This window comes from Martinezella tropici, from assembly GCF_003287875.1.
Taxonomy (GTDB): domain Bacteria; phylum Pseudomonadota; class Alphaproteobacteria; order Rhizobiales; family Rhizobiaceae; genus Rhizobium; species Rhizobium tropici_C.
Window position 1 is genome coordinate 64,716 of record NZ_QMKK01000042.1, and the last position, 23,908, is coordinate 88,623.

The 23,908-nt window shown below is 58.8% G+C and carries 26 protein-coding genes; 14 read left to right on the forward strand and 12 right to left on the reverse strand.

Going from position 1 to position 23,908, the window contains the following annotated elements; genetic code table 11:
- Window positions 1-296 precede the first annotated feature (296 nt).
- Window positions 297-605 carry a DUF736 domain-containing protein gene (locus DQ393_RS16670; RefSeq protein WP_112342867.1) on the forward strand — a complete coding sequence of 103 codons (309 nt, stop codon included), beginning with the start codon at window positions 297-299 and terminating at the stop codon, window positions 603-605.
- A 62-nt stretch (window positions 606-667) separates the two neighbouring features.
- On the opposite strand, the gene DQ393_RS33480 is transcribed toward DQ393_RS16670, so the two are convergent.
- The 4 genes from DQ393_RS33480 to traC form a co-directional block, all read right to left on the reverse strand.
- Window positions 668-829, reverse strand: a complete 162-nt coding sequence (locus tag DQ393_RS33480) for a hypothetical protein (RefSeq protein WP_181592384.1) — start codon at window positions 827-829, stop codon at window positions 668-670.
- Between the two features lie 243 nt (window positions 830-1,072).
- Window positions 1,073-3,052, reverse strand: a complete 1,980-nt coding sequence (gene traG, locus DQ393_RS16675) for a Ti-type conjugative transfer system protein TraG (RefSeq protein ID WP_112342868.1) — start codon at window positions 3,050-3,052, stop codon at window positions 1,073-1,075.
- Complete coding sequence (gene traD, locus DQ393_RS16680) at window positions 3,039-3,254, reverse strand: type IV conjugative transfer system coupling protein TraD (protein WP_112342869.1); 216 nt, start codon at window positions 3,252-3,254, stop codon at window positions 3,039-3,041. Before traD ends, traG begins: the two co-directional genes overlap by 14 nt.
- A 4-nt stretch (window positions 3,255-3,258) precedes the next feature.
- On the reverse strand, window positions 3,259-3,567 hold the full coding sequence (gene traC / locus DQ393_RS16685; RefSeq protein WP_112342870.1) for a conjugal transfer protein TraC: 309 nt from the start codon (window positions 3,565-3,567) through the stop codon (window positions 3,259-3,261).
- A 255-nt stretch (window positions 3,568-3,822) separates the two neighbouring features.
- Here traC and traA point away from each other — a divergent pair, with 255 nt between their 5' ends.
- From traA to DQ393_RS16705, 4 genes are read left to right on the forward strand one after another with little or no spacing between them, the layout of a single operon-like run.
- A complete protein-coding gene (gene traA / locus DQ393_RS16690) occupies window positions 3,823-7,146 on the forward strand; it encodes a Ti-type conjugative transfer relaxase TraA (protein ID WP_112342871.1) in 3,324 nt (1,107 codons plus the stop codon).
- Window positions 7,143-7,709 carry a conjugative transfer signal peptidase TraF gene (gene traF / locus DQ393_RS16695; protein WP_112342872.1) on the forward strand — a complete coding sequence of 189 codons (567 nt, stop codon included), beginning with the start codon at window positions 7,143-7,145 and terminating at the stop codon, window positions 7,707-7,709. Before traA ends, traF begins: the two co-directional genes overlap by 4 nt.
- Window positions 7,699-8,862, forward strand: a complete 1,164-nt coding sequence (locus DQ393_RS16700) for a conjugal transfer protein TraB (protein ID WP_112342873.1) — start codon at window positions 7,699-7,701, stop codon at window positions 8,860-8,862. The genes traF and DQ393_RS16700 overlap by 11 nt, the downstream gene beginning before the upstream one ends.
- 16 nt (window positions 8,863-8,878) lie before the next feature.
- A complete protein-coding gene (locus DQ393_RS16705; RefSeq protein ID WP_112342874.1) occupies window positions 8,879-9,481 on the forward strand; it encodes a TraH family protein in 603 nt (200 codons plus the stop codon).
- Between the two features lie 2 nt (window positions 9,482-9,483).
- On the opposite strand, the gene DQ393_RS16710 is transcribed toward DQ393_RS16705, so the two are convergent.
- The 3 genes from DQ393_RS16710 to DQ393_RS16720 all read right to left on the reverse strand — a co-directional run bounded on the left by DQ393_RS16710 (window position 9,484) and on the right by DQ393_RS16720 (window position 10,792).
- A complete protein-coding gene (locus tag DQ393_RS16710; protein ID WP_112342875.1) occupies window positions 9,484-9,858 on the reverse strand; it encodes a DUF5615 family PIN-like protein in 375 nt (124 codons plus the stop codon).
- A gap of 20 nt (window positions 9,859-9,878) precedes the next feature.
- A complete protein-coding gene (locus tag DQ393_RS16715) occupies window positions 9,879-10,484 on the reverse strand; it encodes a DUF433 domain-containing protein (protein WP_112342876.1) in 606 nt (201 codons plus the stop codon).
- Between the two features lie 86 nt (window positions 10,485-10,570).
- The gene (locus DQ393_RS16720) at window positions 10,571-10,792 is read right to left on the reverse strand and encodes a helix-turn-helix domain-containing protein (RefSeq protein WP_112342877.1); all 222 of its coding nucleotides are present in this window, start codon (window positions 10,790-10,792) and stop codon (window positions 10,571-10,573) included.
- Window positions 10,793-11,029: 237 nt separating this feature from the next.
- On the opposite strand from DQ393_RS16720, the gene DQ393_RS16725 reads away from it, so the two are divergent.
- The gene (locus DQ393_RS16725) at window positions 11,030-11,350 is read left to right on the forward strand and encodes a transcriptional repressor TraM (protein ID WP_112342878.1); all 321 of its coding nucleotides are present in this window, start codon (window positions 11,030-11,032) and stop codon (window positions 11,348-11,350) included.
- A 3-nt stretch (window positions 11,351-11,353) separates the two neighbouring features.
- Here the strand turns inward: DQ393_RS16725 and DQ393_RS16730 are convergent, their stop codons facing one another.
- Window positions 11,354-12,058, reverse strand: coding sequence for an autoinducer binding domain-containing protein (locus DQ393_RS16730; RefSeq protein WP_112342879.1), 705 nt, complete (start codon window positions 12,056-12,058; stop codon window positions 11,354-11,356).
- A gap of 575 nt (window positions 12,059-12,633) precedes the next feature.
- Between DQ393_RS16730 and DQ393_RS16735 the strand changes: the two genes are divergently transcribed.
- From DQ393_RS16735 to DQ393_RS16750, 4 genes are all read left to right on the forward strand, one after another.
- Window positions 12,634-13,353: a LuxR family transcriptional regulator gene (locus DQ393_RS16735; protein WP_112343061.1), complete on the forward strand. Its 720-nt coding sequence runs from the start codon at window positions 12,634-12,636 to the stop codon at window positions 13,351-13,353.
- A 199-nt stretch (window positions 13,354-13,552) separates the two neighbouring features.
- Window positions 13,553-14,599, forward strand: coding sequence for a class I SAM-dependent methyltransferase (locus tag DQ393_RS16740; protein ID WP_181592374.1), 1,047 nt, complete (start codon window positions 13,553-13,555; stop codon window positions 14,597-14,599).
- 41 nt (window positions 14,600-14,640) lie between these two features.
- Window positions 14,641-16,044 (forward strand): hypothetical protein, encoded by a 1,404-nt coding sequence (locus DQ393_RS16745; protein ID WP_112342880.1) that lies wholly within the window; start codon window positions 14,641-14,643, stop codon window positions 16,042-16,044.
- A 69-nt stretch (window positions 16,045-16,113) separates the two neighbouring features.
- The gene (locus DQ393_RS16750) at window positions 16,114-16,632 is read left to right on the forward strand and encodes a GNAT family N-acetyltransferase (RefSeq protein ID WP_112342881.1); all 519 of its coding nucleotides are present in this window, start codon (window positions 16,114-16,116) and stop codon (window positions 16,630-16,632) included.
- Window positions 16,633-16,764: 132 nt separating this feature from the next.
- Here the strand turns inward: DQ393_RS16750 and DQ393_RS16760 are convergent, their stop codons facing one another.
- A complete protein-coding gene (locus DQ393_RS16760) occupies window positions 16,765-17,238 on the reverse strand; it encodes a cupin domain-containing protein (protein ID WP_112342882.1) in 474 nt (157 codons plus the stop codon).
- A 474-nt stretch (window positions 17,239-17,712) separates the two neighbouring features.
- On the opposite strand from DQ393_RS16760, the gene DQ393_RS16765 reads away from it, so the two are divergent.
- Together DQ393_RS16765 and DQ393_RS16770 are read left to right on the forward strand one after the other, a co-directional pair.
- Window positions 17,713-17,994, forward strand: a complete 282-nt coding sequence (locus tag DQ393_RS16765) for a hypothetical protein (protein ID WP_112342883.1) — start codon at window positions 17,713-17,715, stop codon at window positions 17,992-17,994.
- Window positions 17,987-18,553 (forward strand): hypothetical protein, encoded by a 567-nt coding sequence (locus tag DQ393_RS16770; RefSeq protein WP_112342884.1) that lies wholly within the window; start codon window positions 17,987-17,989, stop codon window positions 18,551-18,553. Before DQ393_RS16765 ends, DQ393_RS16770 begins: the two co-directional genes overlap by 8 nt.
- Before the next feature lie 1,897 nt (window positions 18,554-20,450).
- Here DQ393_RS16770 and DQ393_RS16785 read toward each other — a convergent pair.
- A complete protein-coding gene (locus tag DQ393_RS16785) occupies window positions 20,451-21,620 on the reverse strand; it encodes an FAD-dependent monooxygenase (RefSeq protein WP_181592375.1) in 1,170 nt (389 codons plus the stop codon).
- Window positions 21,621-21,729: 109 nt separating this feature from the next.
- On the opposite strand from DQ393_RS16785, the gene DQ393_RS16790 reads away from it, so the two are divergent.
- Window positions 21,730-22,332 (forward strand): TetR/AcrR family transcriptional regulator, encoded by a 603-nt coding sequence (locus tag DQ393_RS16790; protein WP_245430380.1) that lies wholly within the window; start codon window positions 21,730-21,732, stop codon window positions 22,330-22,332.
- A gap of 199 nt (window positions 22,333-22,531) precedes the next feature.
- Here DQ393_RS16790 and DQ393_RS16795 read toward each other — a convergent pair whose 3' ends face one another.
- Together DQ393_RS16795 and DQ393_RS16800 are read right to left on the reverse strand one after the other, a co-directional pair.
- A complete protein-coding gene (locus DQ393_RS16795) occupies window positions 22,532-22,825 on the reverse strand; it encodes a hypothetical protein (RefSeq protein WP_112342889.1) in 294 nt (97 codons plus the stop codon).
- Window positions 22,806-23,174, reverse strand: a complete 369-nt coding sequence (locus tag DQ393_RS16800) for a winged helix-turn-helix transcriptional regulator (protein ID WP_112342890.1) — start codon at window positions 23,172-23,174, stop codon at window positions 22,806-22,808. The genes DQ393_RS16795 and DQ393_RS16800 overlap by 20 nt, the downstream gene beginning before the upstream one ends.
- Before the next feature lie 126 nt (window positions 23,175-23,300).
- On the opposite strand from DQ393_RS16800, the gene DQ393_RS16805 reads away from it, so the two are divergent.
- Complete coding sequence (locus DQ393_RS16805; protein ID WP_112342891.1) at window positions 23,301-23,885, forward strand: glutathione S-transferase N-terminal domain-containing protein; 585 nt, start codon at window positions 23,301-23,303, stop codon at window positions 23,883-23,885.
- Window positions 23,886-23,908 lie beyond the last annotated feature (23 nt).

Below are 23,908 nucleotides of genomic sequence, written 5' to 3' on the forward strand. Positions count from 1 at the left end.
GCGGAACGCCATTGCAATATCCCTTCCGTGAGAGTTTCCGGCAACCCATCTGCGGGCTCGATGAGGCATGTCTGACCGGAGACCGGCTGCGCCTCGATCGTCTTCCCGCAACGACAACTCGCCGATTTCTTACCCCGGAAGGCTGCACCTTCCTCCTCGCCCACTAACAAATCGGCGACTTGCCGCCCTCCATTTCATTGCGGCCCTATCGGGTGCGGTCCGATCGCCACCGGTCTTTGCGACAGCCATCGAGGCCGCGATGGGCGCGGCCCGATACACAAGAAAGGAATACGACAATGGCAACCATCGGTACCTTCACCTCCGCCGAAAACGGCTTCACCGGCTCCATTCGCACTCTCGCCCTCAACATCAAGGCCCGCATCGCCCGGATCGAGAACCCTTCCGACAAGGGCCCGCAGTTCCGCGTCTACGTCGGCAGCGTTGAACTCGGCGCCGCCTGGCAGAAGACCTCCGAGCAAGGCCGCGATTACCTCTCGGTCAAGCTGGACGATCCGAGCTTCCCGGCTCCGATCTACGCAACGCTTGCCGAGGTGGAAGGCGAAGACGGTCTCCAGCTCATCTGGTCCCGCCCAAACCGGGATTGATCGACGTAACGGGGCTCCGCCATCGGCGGAGCCTTTTCCCCTATCCGAATAGCAGCGCGCGATTAACGCGCGTCGAAGCTAGCGGGGATCTTGCGCAATTGCGCGTTCTGCTCGATGAGCTTCTTTGCAAGCTGACGCCGCAAGGTAGCGACTTCCGCATCGAGGTCGGCCATTTCATTCGTGAGTGATCTCGGGCCGGCAGCAGCGGCAGCAGCTTGCTTCAACGCTGTTGCCGTCGTTTCTCATTTGCGGTGGAAAAGGGATCATCCTTTTTCCGCGATGCGAGACGAGTTAGCGGAACGGCCGGCCAAACGGTGTGCGAGGCGCGGGGCGCAGTCGGTCCCGCCTCCCCTTCGGGTCACGATATCGAGGCTCCTGCGGCTGCCCTGTTCCCGCTCCTTGCACGACGAGAATTCCCGAAATCCCGCCCTGCGGGGCGGCGCTCACGCTGATTTCTCCGATACTCTTCATTGTCCCGGATCAGCCTTGCTCGCTGCGCGCACCGCCTCGATCACAGAGGCTTCCGACGGCTTTTCGACCTTATGAAACCTGTTCGTGCCCACGCAGGCTTTCATGTCGTCACGTCGGAACCAGATCGCGCGGCCGCATCGAAGCGGTGCGTTGCCCGCGGTGAACACGATCTGCTCATCGGCGCGCATGCGGAGAACCTCATGCGGCTGGATCAGTGGTCTGGCGGCAAGCTGTTTCGACCGTGTTCGCGACGATCCCTTCGACTGGAAACTGCGGCTGACCTGATCGATCTCGACCGTGGTCACGCCGCAGCGCTTCGAGATGTGGTCAGCGGTGTCCGGGTCGTTGATCGCGGCGAATGAGATCCAGCTCGCACTTTCGAACCACTTGCTTGCGGCATCGCGGCCGCCATAGGTTTCCCGCATCTGACCGATCGACTGGTAGATCATGACAAGCGTGATGCCGTACTTTCGGCCGGCATCGCGCGCGGTCTCCAGAATGCGCATGTAACCCAGCCGCGCCGCCTCATCGAGGAGGAAGAGCCCCCTGCCTTGAACCTCTCCGTCGCGATTGTAGATCGCGTTGAGGAACGAACCGATGATGACTCGCGCAAGGCCGGAATGCGTCTCCAATGTCTTTAGGTCGATGTTGATGAACACATCGGTCTTGCCGTTCGCAAGCGAGTCGGTCGAGAAGGTCGAGCCCGACACGAGCGCGGCATAGTTGGTGTAGGATAGCCAGTGCGTTTCCTTGACCGCATTGGCGTAAACGCCGGAGAAGGTTTCCGGCGTCATGTTGACGAACGCGGCGACATTTTCTTTCACGAAATCCGAATTCGAATTGTTGTATATGGATTGCAGCCGCTCGCGCAGTTTCGGCTCCGGCTCCGCCAGATTGGAACGAACCTGGCGCAAGGTCTGGTGCTCCTCATCGGTGTGACCAGACAGACAGACGTCGGCGATCAGCGCGGTCAACAGCTGAAGCGCCGACGCGCGAAAAAAGTCATCGCGGATACCACGTGGGCCGCCGCTGTCGGTCATGATCCATGATGCGACCGAGGCGATATCCTCCTCTTTGGTTGCGCCAAACCGGCCAATCCAGTCGAGCGCATTGAAACCGGTTTCAGGTTCCTTCGGATCGAGAATGCGGATGAAACGTGCGGCGGATTTGCGATGCCTATGTACCATTGGCGCGATCTCGCTCGAAGGGTCGAGCACAACAAGGCTGCCGGCCCATTTAAGGGCCGTTGGGATCGTCACCGACGTCGTCTTAAAGCCGCCCGAACCGGCAAACACGATACCGTGCGAAGAGCCGAACGAGGCGTCGAAACACAGCAGCGGTGACCTGCCGCCGGCGCCCCAGGTGTTGGAATCATCGGCGCGGAACGGGCGCGCCGCCGTGCTATCCTTGTCGACCCGATAGCGTTCGCCGATGACGATGCCGCCTGAGTCGGCAAAGAGCTTTGCCGCGTCCTGCATCTTCATCCAGTCGGCCTCCCCATGGAGTGCCCGTTGTCCTCGGATGCGTTTCGGCTCGGCGTGTGTGAAAGCCGCATTGCCAATCAGCGCGACGCGCAGCGCAAAGCCTCCCACCATCAGTGCGACCGCAGCGCCGATCATCGTGGCAGGATCGAGATATGATGCGACGGACCTGCCCACCCGTACCTGACCGGCAAGCGGCAGTAGGCGTGTTGTCTCGCGTATCGTAGCGATAAGGATCGTCGCCGTGCTTCCCGCAGCGACGCCCCAACCTGCGGACTTGATGCCGGTCGCGCCAGCGCTCGCGAGCAGGAAGATCACGCCGACGGCCGCTGAGGTGACATAGGGGATGGCGATTCCGGCCCGGCCGAATGTCAACCTGGAGGCCTCCGTCTTACCGAAGGCCGAAAGCCATTGCTCAATCCCGGTCATGCCGATGACGGCAAGCATCATCAGCACGATCGGCGCGGCGGCGAGAGCAAGCTTACTCATTGTCATCGCTGAACGCCTCCACGCCGATTGCGATCAACCGCGCCCGCTCGCCTTCGTCCGACTTCAGCCGCGCGCGGAGTTCGACCAGCGCTCCGAGCAGGAGCGCGCGTTTCTCGTATCGCAAGCCCGCCTTGACGATCAGGCCGCCGAGTTCGATTTTCTCGCGCGTGTCCTTCTTGCGGGCATCGGATGTCGTCGTTCTGGCCATACGCTCAAGCCTCGCCATTGCCGCTCTGAGCCGCGCCAGGCGGGACCATTGTGGTCGACACACCCGCGATGCCTCCTCCATCGCCTTTTTTCCCGCCGCTCGTGGCCCTGCTCGCGTCATCCTGGGCTCCTCGAAAGCGTTTCGCGATATTCTCGAAAACTGCCTGAAGTTCCGCCTCATCGATGTCGATTTCTCCGAGACCAGCCTTCAGCGCAATGCGGCCGATCCGCTCGGCCTCGCGGGTTTCCGCAGCCTTGAGCTGCTCCTGCAGCTTGGCGATTTCGTCGCGGATTTTCGAGGAAGGTCTCTTCATTTCCGATCGTCTCCTGGCTGAGAAAGCGTGTCTTTGAAAGCCAGTCTTTCGGATGAGAGAGCGAGACGCACTACGGTGAATCCTACAATCGCCAGAGGTGATGCTTTGGTGAATGATCCCGGCCGTTCCGAAGGAGCGGGTTCCAAGGGCGCAATTATACGTCGCTGATGCGACGTGTTGCTGAGAAACCCCCGGTAGGGCCGCCGCTCCCGACAAACGCGTCGATTTCATTCGCATTCGGGAGCTTATGCCGCCGTGGCCGTACCTCATTTCTCCGTCAGCGTCGTCGCCCGTGGCTCCGGCCGCAGCGCTGTGCTGTCGGCGGCCTATCGCCACTGCGCCAAGATGGACTACGAGCGGGAAGCGCGGACGATCGACTACACCCGCAAGCAAGGCCTCCTGCATGAGGAGTTCGTCATCCCCTCAGACGCACCCGAATGGTTGCGGTCGATGATCGCCGATCGTCCGGTCTCAGGTGCGTCGGAAGCCTTCTGGAACAAGGTCGAGGTTTTCGAGAAGCGATCCGATGCCCAACTCGCCAAGGATGTGACGATCGCGTTGCCCGTCGAACTGACGGCCGAGCAGAATATCGCGCTTGTTCGGGATTTCGTCGAGCGGCACATCACCGCTAACGGAATGGTCGCCGACTGGGTCTATCACGATGCACCGGGCAACCCGCATGTGCATCTGATGACGACGTTGAGGCCGCTCACTGAGGACGGGTTCGGTGCCAAGAAGGTTGCGGTTCGCGGCCTGGACGGAAACCCGATCCGCAACGACGCCGGCAAGATCGTCTACGAACTCTGGGCTGGCAGCCCCGACGACTTCAACATTCTTCGCGATGGCTGGTTCGCCTGCCAAAACCGGCATCTGGCGATGACCGGGCTCGATATTCGCGTCGATGGCCGGTCCTTCGAAAAACAGGGTGTCGACGTGGAGCCGACCATCCATGTCGGTGTCGGCGCGACGGCTATCGACCGGAAGGCCGAGCAGGCGAAGATCAAGTCGTCGGCAGGGCCGCCAAAGCTCGAACGGATCGAGCTGCAGGAGAAGCGGCGAAGCGAGAACGCACGACGCATACAGCGCCGGCCGGACATCGTCCTCGACCTGATCACCCGCGAGAAGAGCGTCTTCGATGTCCAAGACGTTGCGAAGATCCTGCATCGCTATATTGACGATGCCGTCCTTTTCCAAAACCTGATGGTTCGCGTCGTGCAGAGCCCTGAAGCGCTCCGTCTCGAGCGCGAGAGGATCTCGTTCGCGACCGGAACCCGAGTGCCGGCCAGGTACACGACGCGCGAGCTGATCCGGCTTGAAGCAGAGATGGCCAACGGTGCAATCTGGCTCTCAGGGCGATCTTCACATGGCGTTCGGGAAGCAGTGCTCGAGAGGACGTTCGCGCGCCATTCGCGCTTATCGGAGGAGCAGAGGACAGCGATCGAACATGTCGCTGGACCCGAACGGATCGCAGCGATCATAGGCCGTGCCGGCGCCGGCAAGACCACGATGATGACGGCAGCGCGTGAAGCGTGGGAAGCCGCGGGCTATCGTGTCGTGGGTGGCGCACTTGCCGGCAAGGCTGCCGAAGGGCTGGAGAAGGAAGCAGGGATCGCCTCGCGTACGCTTTCATCCTGGGAGCTTCGCTGGAGCCGCGGCCGAAACCAGCTTGACGCAAAGACGGTCTTCGTTCTCGACGAGGCCGGCATGGTGTCGTCGCGGCAGATGGCGCAGCTGGTCGAGACGGTGACCAAGGCCGGCGCCAAGCTTGTCCTGGTTGGTGATCCCGAACAGCTCCAGCCGATCGAAGCCGGCGCCGCGTTCCGGGCGATTGCCGACCGCATAGGTTACTCCGAACTCGAGACCATCTATCGCCAGCGCGAGCAATGGATGCGCGATGCGTCGCTCGACCTCGCCCGCGGCAACATCCGCAAGGCTATCGGTGCCTATACCGTTCATGGCCGAATGATCGGTTTGAGGCTGAAGGACGAGGCAGCCGATAGGCTTATCGCTGATTGGAGTCGGGACTTCGACCCGACGAAGACGACATTGATCCTTGCCCACCTCCGGCGCGATGTGCGAATGCTCAACGACATGGCGCGGGCCGAGCTCGTCACGCGTGGCATCCTTGGTGAAGGTTTTGCATTCCGCACGGAGGACGGGCACCGCAACTTCGCCATCGGCGACCAGATCGTCTTTCTGAAGAACGAAGGATCGCTCGGCGTCAAGAACGGCATGCTCGGCAAGGTCGTCGAAACCGCTCAAAACCGTATTGTCGCCGAGATAGGCGAGGGCGAGCACCGGCGACAGATTATCGTCGAACAGCGGTTCTACAACAATCTCGACCATGGTTATGCCACCACGATCCATAAGAGCCAGGGCGCTACCGTCGACCGAGTGAAGGTGCTCGCGTCACTCTCGCTTGATCGGCATTTGACCTATGTGGCCATGACCCGTCATCGCGAGGATCTCCGCGTCTATTACGGTACCCGATCCTTTGCTTTGGCCGGCGGCCTGGTCGAGATCCTGTCACGCAGACAAGCCAAGGAAACCACGCTCGACTACGAGAAGGGCAGTCTCTATCGCCAGGCACTGCGTTTTGCCGAAGCCCGCGGCCTCCATATCGTCAATGTCGCCCGAACGGTTGTCCGCGACCGGGTTGAATGGACGATCCGCCAGAAACAGAAACTCGCCGGTCTTGCCCACCGGCTCCTCGCCGTCGGCGTCCAACTCGGCCTCAGTGCCAGCCCCAAACCGACCCAATCCCCAAGCACCAATGAGGTCAGCCCAATGGTTGCCGGCATCACGATATCTACGAAAACGGTCGAGCAAGCGGTTGCCGAAAAGGTCGAAGCCGATCCCGGTCTCAAGAAGCAATGGGAAGACGTCTCGACCCGCTTCCATCTCGTCTATGCGCAGCCGGAAGCCGCCTTCAAGGCCGTCAACGTCGACGCCATGCTGAAGGATGGAGCGACCGCCAGATCGACACTGGCGAAGATCGCCGACGAGCCGGAAAGTTTTGGTACCCTCAAGGGGAAGACCGGCCTGCTCACAAGCCGCGCCGACAAGCAGGAACGCGAGTGGGCGGAAGGCAATGTGCCAACCCTGGTGCAGAGTCTCAGCGATTACCTGCGTCAGCGCAGACAGGCGGAACAGCGGTTTCAGGCTGATGAAATAGCGGCTCGTCGCAGGGTCGCAATCGACATTCCGGCGCTGTCGCCAGGTGCACGCCAGACGCTCGAGCGGGTGCGCGACGCCATTGATCGAAACGATCTTCCGTCGGCGCTCGAGTTCGCGCTTGCCGATAAAATGGTGAAGGCGGAGCTGGAGGGATTTGCCAAGGCGGTTGCCGAGCGTTTCGGTGAACGGACCCTCCTGCCCCTGGCCGCCAAAGAGGCGAACGGGGAAACCTTTAGGTCGGTCACGGCGGGCATGAACCCAGCTCAGAAGGCGGAGGTCCAATCGGCATGGAGCCTGATGCGTACAGTGCAGCAGCTGAACGCCAATGAGCGAACGGTCGAAGCCCTGAAACAGGCCGAGACGCTTCGCCTGAGCAGGACCGAGGGGCTGTCGCTGAAATGAACATTTTTCTTGTTGAAGCATCGTCGTTGAGGCGACCAGGAAAAGCTCTGCCTCTTATCTTGGCGGTAATCACTTCGGCACTTCTCGGCGCGATCACGGCCGCCTGGCTCGGTGGCTTTCGGCTCAATCTTACGCCCAGCGAGCCACTCGGTCTCTGGCGCATCGTCGAACTCGATCGCCCGGCGGCCGTTGGCGATCTGGTCTTCGTTTGCCCGCCTCGGACGCCACCCATGCAGGAGGCGCGCAGTCGCGGCTATCTGCGCTCCGGCTTGTGCCCAAGTGGGGTTGCACCTTTGATCAAGATGGTCATGGCCGTTGCGGGACAACGGGTCGACGTCGGCGCCAGTGTGACCGTGGATGGCCGCCCGGTTGCCTCCTCCACCATTGCACAGCGAGATGGTGAGGGACGGTCGCTGACGCCTTTCGGCGGAGGGATCGTGCCAGCGGGCTGCATCTTCCTTCATTCGGCTTTCGCTGGGTCCTTTGACTCCCGCTATTTCGGCCCTCTCCCCGCTTCCGGCATCCTGGGGCTCGCGCAACCGGTTTTGACCTATGCGCCATGATCGCTTCCAGCCGGTACCGCTTATCGCAGTTTCGATTGTCGCCGGAATAGTTGGATGGAGTGGTCATATCTTGCTGCTTCCGACCGCACTGGCGTTCCCGATTCTTTGGGCGCGGGCGCAAACGAGATGGGTGGCGGCGCTTGTTTCTGCCGGATACTTTCTTGCGGCGTCACGTGGTCTGCCGCAGGGCGTCGCAACTTTCTATTCGTCGGACCTTTGGCCCGGTCTGTTGCTATGGTTGTGTGCGTCTGTGAGTTTTGTTGGCGTGCATACGGCCCTCTGGACAAAGCGCTCCCGTGTTCGCCCATATCACTATCTTGCTGCGATGGTCCTCATGGCATTTCCACCCCTCGGTATCATCGGCTGGGCACATCCGGTGACGGCGGCCGGCATTCTGTTTCCGGGATGGGGATGGTGGGGACTGGCGGCAACGACAGCCGGCCTCATGGGCCTCGTAACCCGCATGTGGCCGGCTGTCATGATCGCCTTCGCAGGCTTTTGGCTTTGGTCCGCCGCTACCTGGACCGGGCCGCATCTACCCGATGGTTGGCAGGGCGTCGATCTCGAAATGGGGTCATCGCTCGGCCGTGACACCAGCATTCAACGCCACCGTGATCTGATTGCAACGGTGAAGGTTCATGGAGTTGGCGGCAGCCCAATGATCGTGCTGCCCGAGAGCGCCTTGGGCTTCTGGACGCCGTCGGTCGAACGGCTGTGGGTCAAGGCTCTTGAAGAAACGGACGTTACGGCGGTCACTGGGGCTACCACAGTGGATGCGGCTGGCTACGACAACGTGCTCGTTGCCATCTCCGCAACCGACGCCAGGGTCCTCTATCGCGAACGCATGCCGGTGCCGGGCTCGATGTGGCAGCCCTGGCGGACGTGGTTCGGCCAGAGCGGCGGAGCGAGAGCGCACTTCTTCGCAAATCCCATTGTCGATCTTGGGAGTGCGCGAGGCGCGCCGCTGATCTGCTACGAGCAACTGATCGTCTGGCCGGTGCTGCAATCGATGCTCGACGACCCCGACCTGATCATCGCCGTCGGCAACGGATGGTGGACCAGAGGGACGTCTATCGTTGCGATCCAGCACGCTAGCGCCATCGCCTGGGCAAAGCTCTTCGCAAAACCGCTCGTTTTTTCGTTCAACACCTGAAGCCCGAGGAGACGTCATGTTGGATCCTACGTTTATCAAGGAATGCGCCGATCCTTCACTCAGGCCCCCGGTCGTCGAGCAGTTCGTGGAAGCCGCAGGCTCGGAGGATCCCTTCGCCGTCACGGTCAAATCCGGCGGCCGGTTGGTCCTCGTGCCGAAGGCGAAGTCGGTCGACGAGGCAATGGCGATCGCGAGGCAATATGTCGGACAGGCCGTCGTTCGCGTCGGCCTGACGCAGCTCCCCGCTGGCGTCGGCTCCAAGGACGCTGCCGACTTGTTGCCGGACCTCGTGGAGCCTTGCGAAAACCTTCATAAAGGAACCGCACTGTTCGCCAAGGTTCTAAGGATCGTAGCCAGGTGGTACGGCAACCCCAAGAGCGAAGAGGTTTTCCCGCAGATTTTCGAAGATGCCGTTTATGCCTGGAAAACGGGCGAATTTGAAGGCGTAAGCGTATTCCACGCAGCGGATCCGGGAGGTGCCATAAAACTGCCGCGGCAAAGCCAAGTGAATTCGGTCGATGACGAGGCAGTGGCGACACCGGAAAAGCAATCGGATACGAATGAGGAGGTTGATCGGGCGGGAATTCGGATCGATCTCTCCCGCATTGGCGGAAATTGACGTTATTCCGGCAGCGCATAGCGCGTCAGGATAACCTCACCATCTTCGATGGCAATCTCCACCACTTCATTCACGATCTCTTGGGAATCGGCGAGTTCCTGCAGCACCGCCATGAATAAATCGCGCTGCAAACCTGGCAGGACCTGCGGTACGATGATCACCAAGCCGGCATGCAGCTCCTCTTTCGCGTAGAGTTTCCTAAAGTCGCGCGCGTTGTTCGTCACGAACGTGAAATCATGGGCGACAATGCGAGGCATCAGATCCCAATCAGTCTCGCCGCTAAGACCAAGCCAATTGACATGAAAGCAGTCGTGGCCGTGTTCTTGCGCCACAGCCACGAGCGAGGTGTGCAGGCATTCATCGATAAGGAATTTCAAGAAGCGGCGCCCGAGGATTTTCAGGAATCAACTTTGGCCAGCGGCAAACGCTTCACCGATTTCACCTTCAATCCCTGTTCCGACAGCTTTTTTGGGCGCCCTCTAGCAGGGTGAGCCGCCGCCCAAATTTCGGCGAGTTCCACCATCCGCGCTGTGACGGAAGGATAGCCCTCGACGATCTCTGCCGTACTGGCACCTTGCTGTCTCATAGCAGCGATCATGCGCACCGGAATTCGAGTTCCGGTGAACACCGGCTCGCCGCCCGCGACGCCCTTCACAGTCTGGATCTTCTGCTCGGCCTCTCGAAGGGCGTCTGCACGCGCGGCCAGCTGCTCCCTCGCCCGCGCTACGTCGACGATCAAATAGTCATCCGCCCTCACCGTATCGGCGTCGGGATTCCGGTCAATTGTCTCGAACAATCGTTTGCGGCGCTCGGCCGTGAGGATCGATCCGACGCCGTACCAGAGCTTGAGGCGCAATAGATCCTCGTCGGTAAGTTCCCGCCCTCCACGTCCTAAATGGGCAGCGATGATCCGCTTGTCGATTGCATTATGCACCGACTTTACTGCAATCTCGCTGAGCGCTGCAGCTTCGGTGGGCGTGTAAGCGCGAGTAGCGGTGGCCATAATCATTCTCCTTGTGGAGAATATATAGTTCAGGCGATATCTATCGTAAAGTCCTGCGACAATTTTCGTCAGTCAGGATCGCGGCTTCACTTCTTTTCCGGCCGCCGTTTCAGCAGATCAGACGCTTCTGTTTCTAAGACTTTTGCCAAGCGATCCACCACGTCGATACTGGCATTGTATATGCTGCGTTCCAGGGAGCTGATGTAGGTTCGGTCAATACCTGCTCGATGCGCGAGTTCTTCTTGCGACAAGCCTTTGGCCAGACGCGCAGCTTTCAAGTTTCGTGCAAGCACCTCTCGAATCTCCATGATCGAGAGAGCAACCGCTTGCAGAGTATTTCACCACGGAGTATACTCGACAAAGCTATTTTGTTCGCAAAATCAAGGCCATGTGGGACGCCAAAGGGTGCGCATGTTGGGCGATGACCCGCAAAAAATCAATTTCCCTTTCGACCTTCAGAAAGTTGGTAATCGACCGCAACCATGCGTGATGCCAGTAAGCCTCGGATATTGGCGACCGCAAAAATAAAGCAGGAGAAGACAGGGATGATTGAGGCCGGCTCATCCGAGGCAGACGAACAGGCCGCGCGTGAATCTCGCTACCGGTCGATGCCAGAGTCGAAGCTGGAAGCGTTGGCTGTTTCCGCAATCCTTGAACACCGCCGCCTTCTTGTCGCGGACGAGGCCGTTTATGAAGAATGGACCCGCGCGTCGGCGGACCCGTCGGTCTCCGACGATGTCCTCGCCAGTCTGCAGGACGAATATCTCGCGCGCCAGAAGAAATCCGAGGCACAACAGCAAGAGCTTTCGGAAATCATCGACATTCTCGGTTATGTCCCTGAGGTTCCGCTCGACGACGAGAAGTGAAGATTAGACCAATCCGTGATCCTTTGCGATTGCGACAAGTTGTGGAACCGTCGCAGCTTCGAGCTTGCGACGCGCGCTATCAAGATAATGCTGCACCGTCCTCGCATTGATCCCCGTCAGGGTGGCGGTTTCTGGAGCGGTTTTGCCTTTCGCGGCCCACATGACACACATGGCTTCCCGGGGAGAAAGCAATCGCTTTGGTGCAAAAATGGTAGAGGCGGCGATGATTTTCAGGCCGTAGTGGACCGCGAGAACTGCATGAATCGCCTTTTGCCGATCCTGAAGTTTCGAAATGTCTGCGGACTGTGCAGAGGACGCAAAGGTCAGCATCATCGTGGAGCCGAAGCTTCCTGCGACGGGTATCGTCACGCCGCTACGAATGCCATGCTTAATTGCCTGGTCTCGAAAGCGCCTGAGTTCAGAGGATCCCCGCGCCGGCCAGTCGTCGGCCCTCCAGCTAAACATGTCCATGCGACGTTTGGCTTCGGTGATAACTGGGTCGATTAACGAATACTGACTTTCGAAATAAACGCCCTGCCATTCCTCCGAATACGAATTGAATGTTCGGATTTGTAGGCCCTCGGTCCGCAGAAACGCGAAACGCTCGAAGCCACATGAATGAGTGAATGTCTTCAGAGCGCTCTTGACCATGCGTTCATCGTGGGCGGTCTCAGTCATGTCGATGAGAGAGCGAAGATCACTATCCATAAAGTTGTCTCCAGTCCGGTTGCGTCAGTCCTCCCTTTCGTCTGTTCGCAAAGTGCCGGGTTCCGCAACGCCAGACTATCTCAGCGACCACGGCCTCCCGCCGTGACTCGCATTTCCCGGTGTTTATGAACAATTTATGATAGCGTCATTCGCGCTTAACGGGTACTATTTTTTTTGTTTCGAGCAAGTTCGGCGGTGTCGGAATCAAACTTCGGTTTCGACGGTAGAACACAGAAAGCGGCCGCTCGCGGCTCGGCTCCTTGGCTACGAGGCTCCTTGCATGGTCCCAAGCAACATGAAGTTCAATGCTCGTAACTCCCTGGGGCGCCGGCCTTCCATGTTGCCGCCAGACTTGATGAATCCTCATATTGCTCATGTGTCATCGGCCGACAATTTTGGAGATCGCGTATTCTGACGGATTCGGATGGGGTGCATTCAGACCACAAGCACGTTCGGCCACCAGATCCGACAAGATTTCGAAGATGATCATTGGATAGTGGCGGGCTGGGAATGGGTTTCGTCAAACGCTGCACTGCCCGAGTAAAAGGCTGATGGCGCGGCCGCATGCAGAGGAAATGCGACTGTCATCTGTGCTGAACACACTGGAAAATGCGCGGCAGGCTGATGACTTGCAATTCGTTCTCTCGGAAATCCGCCGCGGATATGGCTTTGCACATGCAACTTTGCTTGTCGTTCGTGCCGGTATTTCTCCCCTTCCCTATCCCTTCTTCTGCACGACCTATCCGCCCGCATGGACGGATATCTATTTACGAAGAAACTATTTCGAAATTGATCCCGTCATCGAGATCAGCCGTACCGGCTTTCTCCCGGTGGACTGGCATGCGTTACGCGCGCAATCCCTAAAGGGCAAAGCCTTCTTGAGGGATGCAAGAGGGTTTGGCGTCGGCAGACATGGCCTCACCATGCCTGTGAGAGGGGCCAACGGAGAGCGTTCCCTTTTTTCGGTAACGTCGGCTGCGAACCGGTCGGACTGGCGGAGACTTCGTGATGCCAGCATCTGGGAACTGCAGGTTCTCTCCCATTATCTGCATGATAAGGCCGTACTTGTCTCCGGTCTTCGGGCAAGCGGCGCTCGCGATATGTTGTCTCGACGCGAGCGGGAGTGCCTGCAGCTTATCGCGCGCGGCGAGATCCCCAAGCAGATTGCCGCTAGACTACAGATTTCCGAAGGGACAATACGGCTTTATCTCCGCCTGGCCAGGCGCAAGCTCGGCGCCAGGACGCTTTACCAAGCGGTCGCCAGGGCGAGTTTCCTGGAGATCATTGATGTGTGAGCCAATGCCATTCGGTGCCAATCCGACAACCTCCGCTTGTCCGTCAATCTGATAAAATCGACCGATTGCAGCGCCATCCCTCTTCGATGACATCTGTGCATTCAAGGAGCCTGCGCTGCAGCAAGCCGTAGTCTTGTCTGGAACCGCGGTCCTATCGCGACGCGGCTGCTCCTTTCGGCCTTACAGGAAGGATTGGATCATGGTGGATAGGCAGACGATTGATGCTTGGCAAAAGGCGCCCCGCCTGAACGCGTTCGCGCCGTTTTTCGAGCGAACCGCACGCGGTCTTGGCGGAATGCCTGACCTTGGCACTCCCGAACCCGACTTATCGCTCCTGGAATTCGATCTCGACTCCATGGTGTTCTGGGACACGCACCGCCGCCTTTGGGGGAATTTCGACAATCATTATTTCGCAAGTATTCCCTATCGCCTGGAAGAGGAGTGCCGAATGGGTGCCGCAATGCTCGCCTTTGCTCTGGGCGCATGGGGACGGAGGCGGCAAGCCGCTGCCGTCTATACGCTCGGGGCGGGAGCTGGCACTCTTGCAAGAGCGCTGGCAAGACTGGGCGACGGAAGGCTGACAACCCTGTGCTGCAGTCCGACTGAAGGCAATCGCATCAGCTTCTTCGCGCAGCGGGGAAGTGAGCATGCCCATTTCCATCATGGTCCGTTTTTCGAACTCGACGACGAACGATATGCGACGGATGAAAATCTTCGACCGTTCCGAGACGGATATGACATCGTGCTGGAGGATACGACCTTCCAAATGTATGGCCGCGATCGGGAGGCACAGCTCTCCGTCATAGCTCCGCGGATTCGGGTTGGCGGATTGCTGATACAGGTTCAAAAGCTCATAGACCCGGACATCAAGGCCTATTTCGCTCGGGAGCGTCAAAAGGACGAAGACTTCAAGTCACGCTACTTTTCGCAGACGCAGATCGTCGCAAAGAAGCGCGAAGTTCTCGACACGATGGCGGATTATCAAGTCGATCTGGAAACCACGATTTCCGCTTTGAGGCCGTACTTCAGCTATTCCGTCGGCACCTGGAACAGCGGTAATTTCTACACGATCGTTTCGTCCAATTCGGCCGCTTCCCTGCGAGACTTCGTCAGCTCGATGGTGAAACCGGCGATTCCAGAGGAATTTTGCTACGAGCAACTGCCTCTCGTTTTCGCGCCCGAGACAGCGCCGCCGCTCGGTGAGCAGTGGGTGTGGCGGGCTGCCCGTCCCGCCGGCGGGTTCTGACATCGCGATATGAGGGTTCAAGACAAGGGGACCGGACGCATATGGCTGCTAGCGGCAACGCCTATCTGACCTTGGCGGACATGAAGAAGACCTTGTCCCACGTCATGCCTGGCATTGATCAGTTCTGGAGCCGCGAGCTCAAAGATTACGCGAGAGCTGTCTACGAGGTCGAGGGGCATCGCGCCGGTTGCGCTATCCGTGACGCTGCGATGAGCCGGCTGCAAGCCTGTGTCGAACGAGCGGCGCTGAGGTCAGGTGCGGATGGCACGCAGGCCCGGGAGGCCGCGGATCAACTGGCTGCGGCGCCGGTCATTCAAACCGGACCGCATTGCCATCTGTTGATAGAGCCTGATGCCTTTTACACACATCTGTTCAGCCTGCTTGGTCTCAGCGCTCATCGGCTTCGATGGCACATCTGGTACGGCGCCTCCACTGTCAAATTCATCGAGAAGGCGAAGAAGGGTCCCGGTTGGCTCACTCTTGATAACGAAACGATCAACGTCTTCGGCCTTTCGCGGAGCAGAATGGATGCCTACAGCTTATGCGGATCGAATGGCATCTACCGCTTCCTGTTGTCGGCAAGCGAAAGGGGCCAAGGGGCCAATCCATCGGAGGAAAGGCTGAAAACGATCCTGCCCGGCGAAGGCTTCGCATCGGCCGCCGAGGCGATCAAAGCCGGAAATCAGGCACTATGGGAGCGTTTTTTTCCCGGACAGGTCCGGCTGCTTCAGCTTGACGATATCGACATGGCGGACCTCGTGGCCGATCATCTCGAAGATGCGGACTCATGGCTTTCGAAGTGCACCGGTGGAGATGGCGCATGGGCCTCCGCCATCCTGCAGGCAATCGATGAACTTGACGCCGGGCCATGGGCAGGATGGATCCGCAGGACCACAGACCTCTTCTGGGGATTGGCTGAAGGCAAGATCTTTCCCTTGCGGTTGAAAAATGGCGTTCTTTCGGACGTCAAAGGATCCCGCCCCGACGTACGGTTCGAGCCGATGAGTATTGCCGCGGCGCTTCGGCAACGCACAATTGTGCCCAGCTTGTTTATGACGTTTCTGGTGATCTCCATCCTGCCTGGAACACGCGTTCTCGGTGGATGTCGTCAGGTCGTCTACTATCCCCTCATGCGTCATGTTCTTGCGACAGCGCTTCAGAAAACAGGTGAAACCAGTTTGTTGCACGCCCTCCGCGCCGACGTCCGTCCAGGCGTATGGGGACATCGCGTGCTGAAGCCGCATAATGGTTCCCCATTCGCGGACTTGGAGAATGAGACCGTGATGGATCTGCTCGAGCTCTACGGCAAGCAGACGCTTGCCGAGACATGCGGTGATCTCGCGAGTTTTACCGGCGATCCGATTTGGGCGGGGCTGACGGCGCGCATGAGAGAGGGGAAAATCCGCGTTCCGACTTCAGAGCGGCAGTGGGCACGGTCGTCGTAGCAACTTCTCTTGGGGAAAAGGAAACGTGCTGACCCTTCACCCGTTATAACCCGCCCTACCCCACTGGAGATGGACATGTCGCCAAACACACGAGGGATGTTGATCAGACGCCTGTCGATCGACGATGTCGAAATCTTCCGCCGCATTCGTCTGGAGGCGCTCTCTTGCGATCCGTCCTCATTTGCGAGCGTCCATGACGATTGGGTAGATCTTTCGGACGAGGAGTGGCGTAACCGGTTGAACGAGCCGGTTTTCGTCGCATTCATCAACGGGGAGCCTGTTGGGATGATGGGCCTGTCGCGTTATCGTCCGAGGAAAATGGCGCATCGCGCAACACTCGTGAGTGTCTATGTGCGAAAGAGTGCACGCGGAACCGGGATCGCTGCCGATCTTCTAGCCACCGTGTCGGATTATGCAAGAAGCCTTGGAATTACGCAGCTGGAACTCGCGGTCAACGCCAAGAACGCGGTCGCGGTGCAGTTCTATCGGCGCCATGGATTTGTCGAGGTCGGCCGAATTCCCGGCGGAGTGCTTGATGGAGGCAGGGAAGTCGACGACATTATCATGGTGTGGCGACTGGACGGATGAGCGGTTCCCACGCCCGTATCCCAAGTTAGCTACGAGCGATGAAGGCTGGTGCTGTCGAATTCCTGACGAAGCCAGTACGGCACCAGGACTTGCTGGGTGCGGTCACTGCGGCGATCGACAACCGGGTGTCCGCTACACCCTAGCGCCCAGCCCGAGTGCCCTCGTCATCTCGTTCATGATCCCCAGTCGCGCTTCGATTACGGCGATCTTCTCAGGTGTGTCGGCCTGAAGCGCCTCGATGTCGATGAACAATTGCTCGCAGCCGCCGGGAATGACGGTCCCGAACATCTGACCAGGTTCGTCGCTGATGTTTCTCCACGCATGCTGGACATGAGGTGGTAGGACGACCACCGTCCCCGGCGGCGCATCGAATATCTCGCCTCCGCATTCGAAGCGATATAGTCCCTTTATCACTCGGAAGATTTCGGTCTCCCGGGTATGGGTATGAGGCGCTGGCCCCTGTCCCGGTGGGGTGAACGTCTCCCACATGCCAAAGGCTCCCCCGGTCTCGGCGGCGGTGGCGTGGATTACGATCCTCGCTCCAAAAGGAGTCCTTGCTACCCGCGGCTTGTCGGGCAGCGAAATGATCGCCTTCCGAGATGACATCGGCGCTTCCCCCTTCGCTCTCGTCGGGCATCCCGTCCCCGACAGCGGCCCCACAATTAAGCTACTTAAACGTCACTAAGTCCACCCTGAACAAGTCGGCGCTGTTCGGTCGTTGCTGTCGCCAATCGACTGCGTGGCCCGTCGGTGCATGAAGATAAACGGGCTGCGAAATCCCAGCACCTTGACTTCTTCGTAGAACTTTATGCCGCTCTGACCGAGCAATCAGACATCAAGGATCACGCAGCGGATTCCGGCCAACTGCCCCGCAGACGAGAATTCGGCCGCGAAAGGAAGCGCCTACGTTGAACCTCGACCCGGATCTTTTCCTTGTTGCACGGCTCATGTAATTCTGCCCGATGCCAAGGCACCATTTCCTGCGCACCATCAGCTACGCGTCAACGGTGCTATTCTGGCCACCCGCCGCGGACTTGACTCTTCTCCAAAATGAGAACATTTATAGAACAAACAAGGCTGATGGCCTGGGTTTACACAAAATTCGAGGAAACGAACCGCCACGTCGGCGGAACGGAGACGCGCGTCATGCGAACGACCGGCTACACAATCACGCCCCACGATGCAGAGGTTTTCAGGGATCTCGTCGCATTCCTGGGCGAAGATGTTTTTGATCAGCGTCGGCGCGACGGAGCAGTCGCCAAGTCGGATGCGTTTCAGCGTCGGATTAGCGAGGCCAGGAGCGTGCTGAAAGGGCTTGGCGCCTATGACATGGCCAGATTGGAGGAGAACCGCCATGGGTGACGTGATCTATCTGGAAAATGATGACGATGATTGCAGTGACGGGCCAAAACCGAAAGCTGACATGATGACGATCAGCGGCAGCGATGCGTTGGCTCTCAGCGAATTTGTGCGTCATGTGAACATTCGTTGTTACGACGAACGCTTCAAGGATCGCGGGATGATGAAATCCCCTGCCCTACGCAGTCATCTCGATCGCGTGCAGCAAATCCTCGACACTCTGCTGGATTACCCCCGCATCGAGCCATTCTATTATTGGCCCCCTCCGAGCGAAATGCCCGCAGACCAGGTGGAACCAGAGCTGATATCGGCGGTGGCGGATCGGATGGAAGTCCACTTCCACTGTGTCGGCATCTACCTCGCTCCGGACGGCATTCATGTTGGTTCGCTGGAAGTCGCCATTGACGACGAGGCCGGCGAGGCCTGCGCAATAGTGAGCGTCAGAGGCATGACGAGCGCAGCAACATGGACGAAGGCCGGCGCAAGCCTCGATGAGACCATCGGCATCTTCGTCAACGCCATATCATTCAAAGAAGAGGGCGGCGCTGAGCCCAGCGCATGATAAATGCCCGAAAAAGCTCCGAGCCGGGTAGAGGTGCTGTCAGCGTCAACGCTGCGCGATTACGCGACAGGGGCCTACTACGTCAAAATCGACTGTGCGTTTTGCCAAGTGAAGCGCTTCTACGAGCCGGTGGATCTCCTGCAGCTATGCGGAAACATCTCGGTTCGGCAAATCGCAAAGCAGTTCCGATGCGAGCAATGCAAGAGGAAGGACTATCTGACCGCCGACCTGGTAAGCCCTCCATCGAGAGAGCTCGTCGGTATGAGCGTGCGACGGCTCACGGAGATCAGGATTATTCGCAAGCCGATATGGAAAGACGTGAAAATCTAGCACGTTCATCTCGGCTTTCGCGTTGCCTGCGACTGGCAAGCGGAGACTTCATGCTCATTTCAGGAAGGCCGCTTAGAGAATGACCGTGCGAACGGATCTGCCCAACCGGATCTTTGCATTCGAGGTTAATTGCTTAGCCTCACAGCCCTGCCTCAGACCCCCCGAGGCAGGGCTAATTGCTAACAAGCAATGGGCCGTCCACATCAGCATACAGGCTGCTTTTCAGAAATGGCGCCATCATCTCGAAGGCTATTCCCGGAAGACAATTCGGCCTCATCGAACGCGTGCCGACGCAATAGCGTGAAAATCGCTTCGTTTACGTCACGTCCGTCGAGGAGGTTGGGATTGTCGCATAGCACATCGATCGTCCGCTGAGCCACACGTCTTGCGATTGCCTCGGATCCGACAAACTGGCGAGCCCAACGCAATAATGCCTCGCGGAAATTGGGATCATTCGGAATAGATGTGAATTTCCGAAAGGGCATAATACCGCTTCCTCAGTCTTGGAGGCGAGAGCACGTATAAACCCTCAGTCGCCACCGCCTACTTATTCGGTTGGCAACGATACCTCATCTTACCCTTTGCAGACGACGAGTCCATCCATTCTGATGGTCGTCATGAACTCCAAGGCCTAAGTCTCCCCTTGGTCGGGACTTTGGTCGGTATCCGCCAGCAGAGCTCCTGACCGATTACATTTAAAGGTGGGTCGCCGCGCAGCAGCCTTATGCAAAACGGAATGGAACGACCCGCGCACAGCTATCATCGCCGGTGCTGGACAGAAAGGCGCTACGGCTATCGCCATCCTCATCGGGTGGTCGTCCGCGAAACCGTTTGCGAGTAGTCCGCGCGAAAGAACCTGGCTCTGGTTCCTCATGTCCGGCCTAGATATGAATGGTAGTATTCACAAACCTTGCGCACAATGATAGATTGAGTTGCGCAAGTTACTGGACTCCAGTTCACCCCCACTCGCGCGTTCAATAGTGCTCCTGTTGCTGCCCTGTCTGGCCCCACCAGGCAGGGCAATTCATTTCAGACCACTGGGGCCTTGATAGGGCGACAGTTTGATGCGTTCCCACCCGGCTCGACCCGACCTAACGTCCGGCTTTTTTTGCGAAGGCGGCTGTTAAGAGAACCCAGCCGAGACCCTCGTCTTGATCCGTCTTCCGCCTGGTCCTTCCTGCCCGGGGGATCCTGCAAAAATCCGTATCCTTGCGATCCCGGAACCACCCGTCCGGGCAGCTTCATTAAACCTTTGTAGATGTCATCCTGTCAGCCATCGGATTGGATGCCACCCCCGATCCGGTGAATGCAGGGTCCGACGGCGCTACCCCCAATCAAATGCGTCGTCGGACGCTTCAATGTGACCATCCGCCGTATGATGGCGGTCGCTATTGCCTGGATATCAAAGGGCGTCGCCCGACGACATTTGATGTTTGCCTGACCACTCCGAATACAGGCCCAGGACGCATTAAACAGCAGCTATACGCCTCCCCATTCCGGCGTTCAGCGACATTTACGCCTGGGCGCGCTGCTCACTGGACGGAACTTTTAAGGGTGGTGCTGAGTCTCACAGATTTATTATCCCCTCGCGGAGCTTGCGGTCGCGCTCCGCAACTTCGAGCTCATCCGCCGGAAACAGCAATGACATGCCATCGATGGCTGCTCTCTCCTGCACCTCTTCCACAAAGGGTCGCAGCTTGTCTTCGTATTCCTGGAACGCGGTGGCATGATCGCCCGGATGGCGCCGAAGAGCGTCGGCCAGCCGCGCCGCGCCGATCAGGGCCATTGATCCTCCCATGCCGGCGACGGGGGAAACGCAGTATCCCGCGTCACCAACTAGCGCCACCCGCCCCTTGGACCAGCGCTTCATCCTGATCTGGTTCGCCCGGTCGAAGTAGAAGTCGCCGTCCGTATCGACGTGAGCGAGCATGGCCGGTACCTTCCATCCGAGTCCGTCGAAGTGATCGTGGATGAGGCGGCGCTGCTGCTCCTTGTCGCGATAGTCGTAGTCGATCTGGCGATCGGAGCGAAACGCTAGGGCGATGTCGGTGCGATCCTCGTAACCATTCAGCATGGCCGTCAGGCCCGGCACGCTGAAGATCTGCGTCTTGTTCGCCGGAAGCATGCCGGTCTCCGGCACTACTCGCAGATAGAAGTAGCCACCCATGAAGTAGGACGATGAGTCGGAGTCTCCGAACACAAGCTCTCTGGTATTGGAGCGATTGCCGTCGCATCCAAGCACCAGCGCATAGTCGCCCCGCGAGCCATCGCTGAATGTAACCGCGACGCCTGCAGGCCCATCCTCCAATTGGCTCAAGGATCGTCCGAATAATATTTCGACGACGCCGTCGATCGACTCGAACAGGATGTCGAGCAGATCATTGCGATGGATCTCGTATCGTAGCCCCGATGGATCGTCGGGCCCGGAGGCTGCCGTCAGCCCGCCCAAGGTGGCATCCTCCTCGTCCTTGAATTCAAGGCCGCGCGGAGGAAGCGCTTTTGCGCGTACGGCTTCCATCATCCCCATGCGGGATAGGATCCCTATCGTCTCGCCCTCGATATCGACGGGGGTACCGCCTCGCCGCAAACCGCTAGCAAGTTCAATGACCGTCACGCGATAGCCGAGCGTTGTCATCCAATAGGCGGTTGCCAAACCGGCGAAGCTTGCGCCGCTGACCAGTACCGACGGGTGGTCAACATGGGTAGGGGAGAAGACGGAGGTTGACGGATTGACCAAGGAGCCCTCAATATCGAAGCTGTGTAAAATGTACTCGATACATAAATATACTGCGTATAGAAAGCAAGGCATGTCTAAGTCAGCTATCAAGCGGCGAACGCGAAAGCGCTTGGTAACGCGCCAAACCATCTCCGATGTTGCGACCCGCCTCTTCTTTGAGCGGGGCTTCGACCACGTGACGATCGACGAAATTGCCGCGGCTGCCGACGTCGGGCGAATGACGGTGTTCAACCACTTTCCCCGAAAGGAGGACATGTTCTTCGATCGGGAGCAGGAGATGAGGGATATCGCGTTCGCGGCCATCCAAACCCGTGATGCGGGCACCTCGCCCATTCAGGCATTAGGTGCTTTGGCGCATCGCTTGATCGAGCAGCCTCATCCTTCCTACCCGCTCTTTGGCGGCACATACCTGTTTGTGGAAACGGCGCTCGCCAGCGAATCGCTGAAGGCGCGTGCACGCCAGATGCGCGACGACTTTGTCCGCGCGCTGGCCGATGTCCTGGCCGATGCCGCCAACCGCTCGCGAGGCGATCCTGACGCGCATCTTGCCGCCGGCATGATCGCGTCTGTTTGGAGCGTAGCATTCATTCAGGCGCATGAGCTCTTTGGCCGCACGCGCGACACGAACGATGCGAACCGTATTTTCCTGGACCTGATTGATCGGGGGACGGTTGGGGTTGCGACGGCGCTCGCCGGTACCGCCTATGCCTGAACCGGCAATTGATCCTTTTCGGCTTCCGGCCGATCATTCCCGGTCGGGAGGCTGCTTAGCGCCTTCATTTCGGGCAGCCGGCAGTTCGCAGGACCGCCTGGAAGCTGCCATTCCCTTGGCCGTATCGCCTCGTCAGCGTCGGCTATAGGCCGACGCTGGGGGATGCTGCAGGCAGCCGGAATGAGCTGCCTGCGAGAGGTTACTCCTTCGCGCACCACAGAGCAAAGGTCTCCGGCTCATCTTCCAAGGGCGCTGCGTTTGCCAGATAGCGTGGTTTCCAAACGTCGCGGATGAACGCTTCCATCGTCGTCGGCAGTTGCGGGCGTTCCTCATGCTGTCCGTGGAATTTGACGAGGCCGCTGTTCAGGGCTTCGGTCGTCAGTCCGTCGTAATTCCATTCTTCCGGCGTCCCGAACCGCCGATGAATTCGGCTTTCACCTCTTCGCGCTTCTTGTCGATATAACGCTGTTTCATCAAGGCTCGCGAGCGTCATATCGAAGACGGTTGTCTTCGATTTCCCCTCGATGAGTTGCCGCCCAATCGGCGAGATGCCGTGCGGTCTCCGAGAGGGAATGCCCGAGCGGCGTCAGCGAGTATTCGACCTGGGGTGGGGTGCTGTGGCGAACCGTCCGTTCTACTATGCCGTCTCGCTCCAGTGTCTTCAGCGTTCTCGTCAGCATCTGTTGTGAAATGCCGCCGACCTTCCGCTTAATTCCGTTGAAACGCTGAGAACCCGAGCGAAGTGCGACAACCACCTGTATCGTCCATTTGTCGCCGACACGACTGAGGATTTCGCTCACAGCCCTGCAGTCGGTTCCTGCCGGCTTGGCGGTCACATCCATCTGACCTGCTCCTAAAAATATGCTTTTGACGGCTATTTTTAAGTCACATAAATGGCTGTGGTCAACATTGTGGACCTTGTCTCGGACCCGGAAAGGTGGAGATGGGGCCACCGCACGGAGACCACCATGAACCTCTTCTACTATCCCGCAGCGTGCAGCCTGGCCGATCACATCGCACTTATCGAGACCGGCCTGCCTTACAAGCTCCTCGGCATCACCCACGAGAAAAAGACCGAGGACGGCCGCGATTTCCTGTCTCTCAATCCGAAAGGCTATATCCCTGCCCTCGAACTGGATGACGGAACGATCCTTACGGAAAACCAAGTCATTCTGGCCTATATTGCGGAGCAGAGCGGCAAGCTTCTGCCTAAGGATGGCATTCTCAAGTGGCGGACGCTTGAGGCGCTCGCCTTCATGTCCTCCGAAATCCACGGAAACTATAACCCGTTCTTCAAGGACTTCCCGGAGCCGGAAAAAGTACGTGCGCGCGAAAAGCTCAAGAAGGCGTTCGCGCTCCTCGCCGACCAGATGGGCGACAAGGCATTCCTGGTGAATAACGAGATGACGATTGCCGATTGCTATCTCTTTTGGGTGCTGATGGCCACGCCAAGGAGCGGACTCGCGGTGCCGAAAAATTTGCAGGACTGCTTCGAGCGCATGAAGGCGATACCTTCTGTGATCCAGGCGCTCACCGAGGAGGGATTGATCTGAAAAGCTTCGAAGGAAGCGTGGGA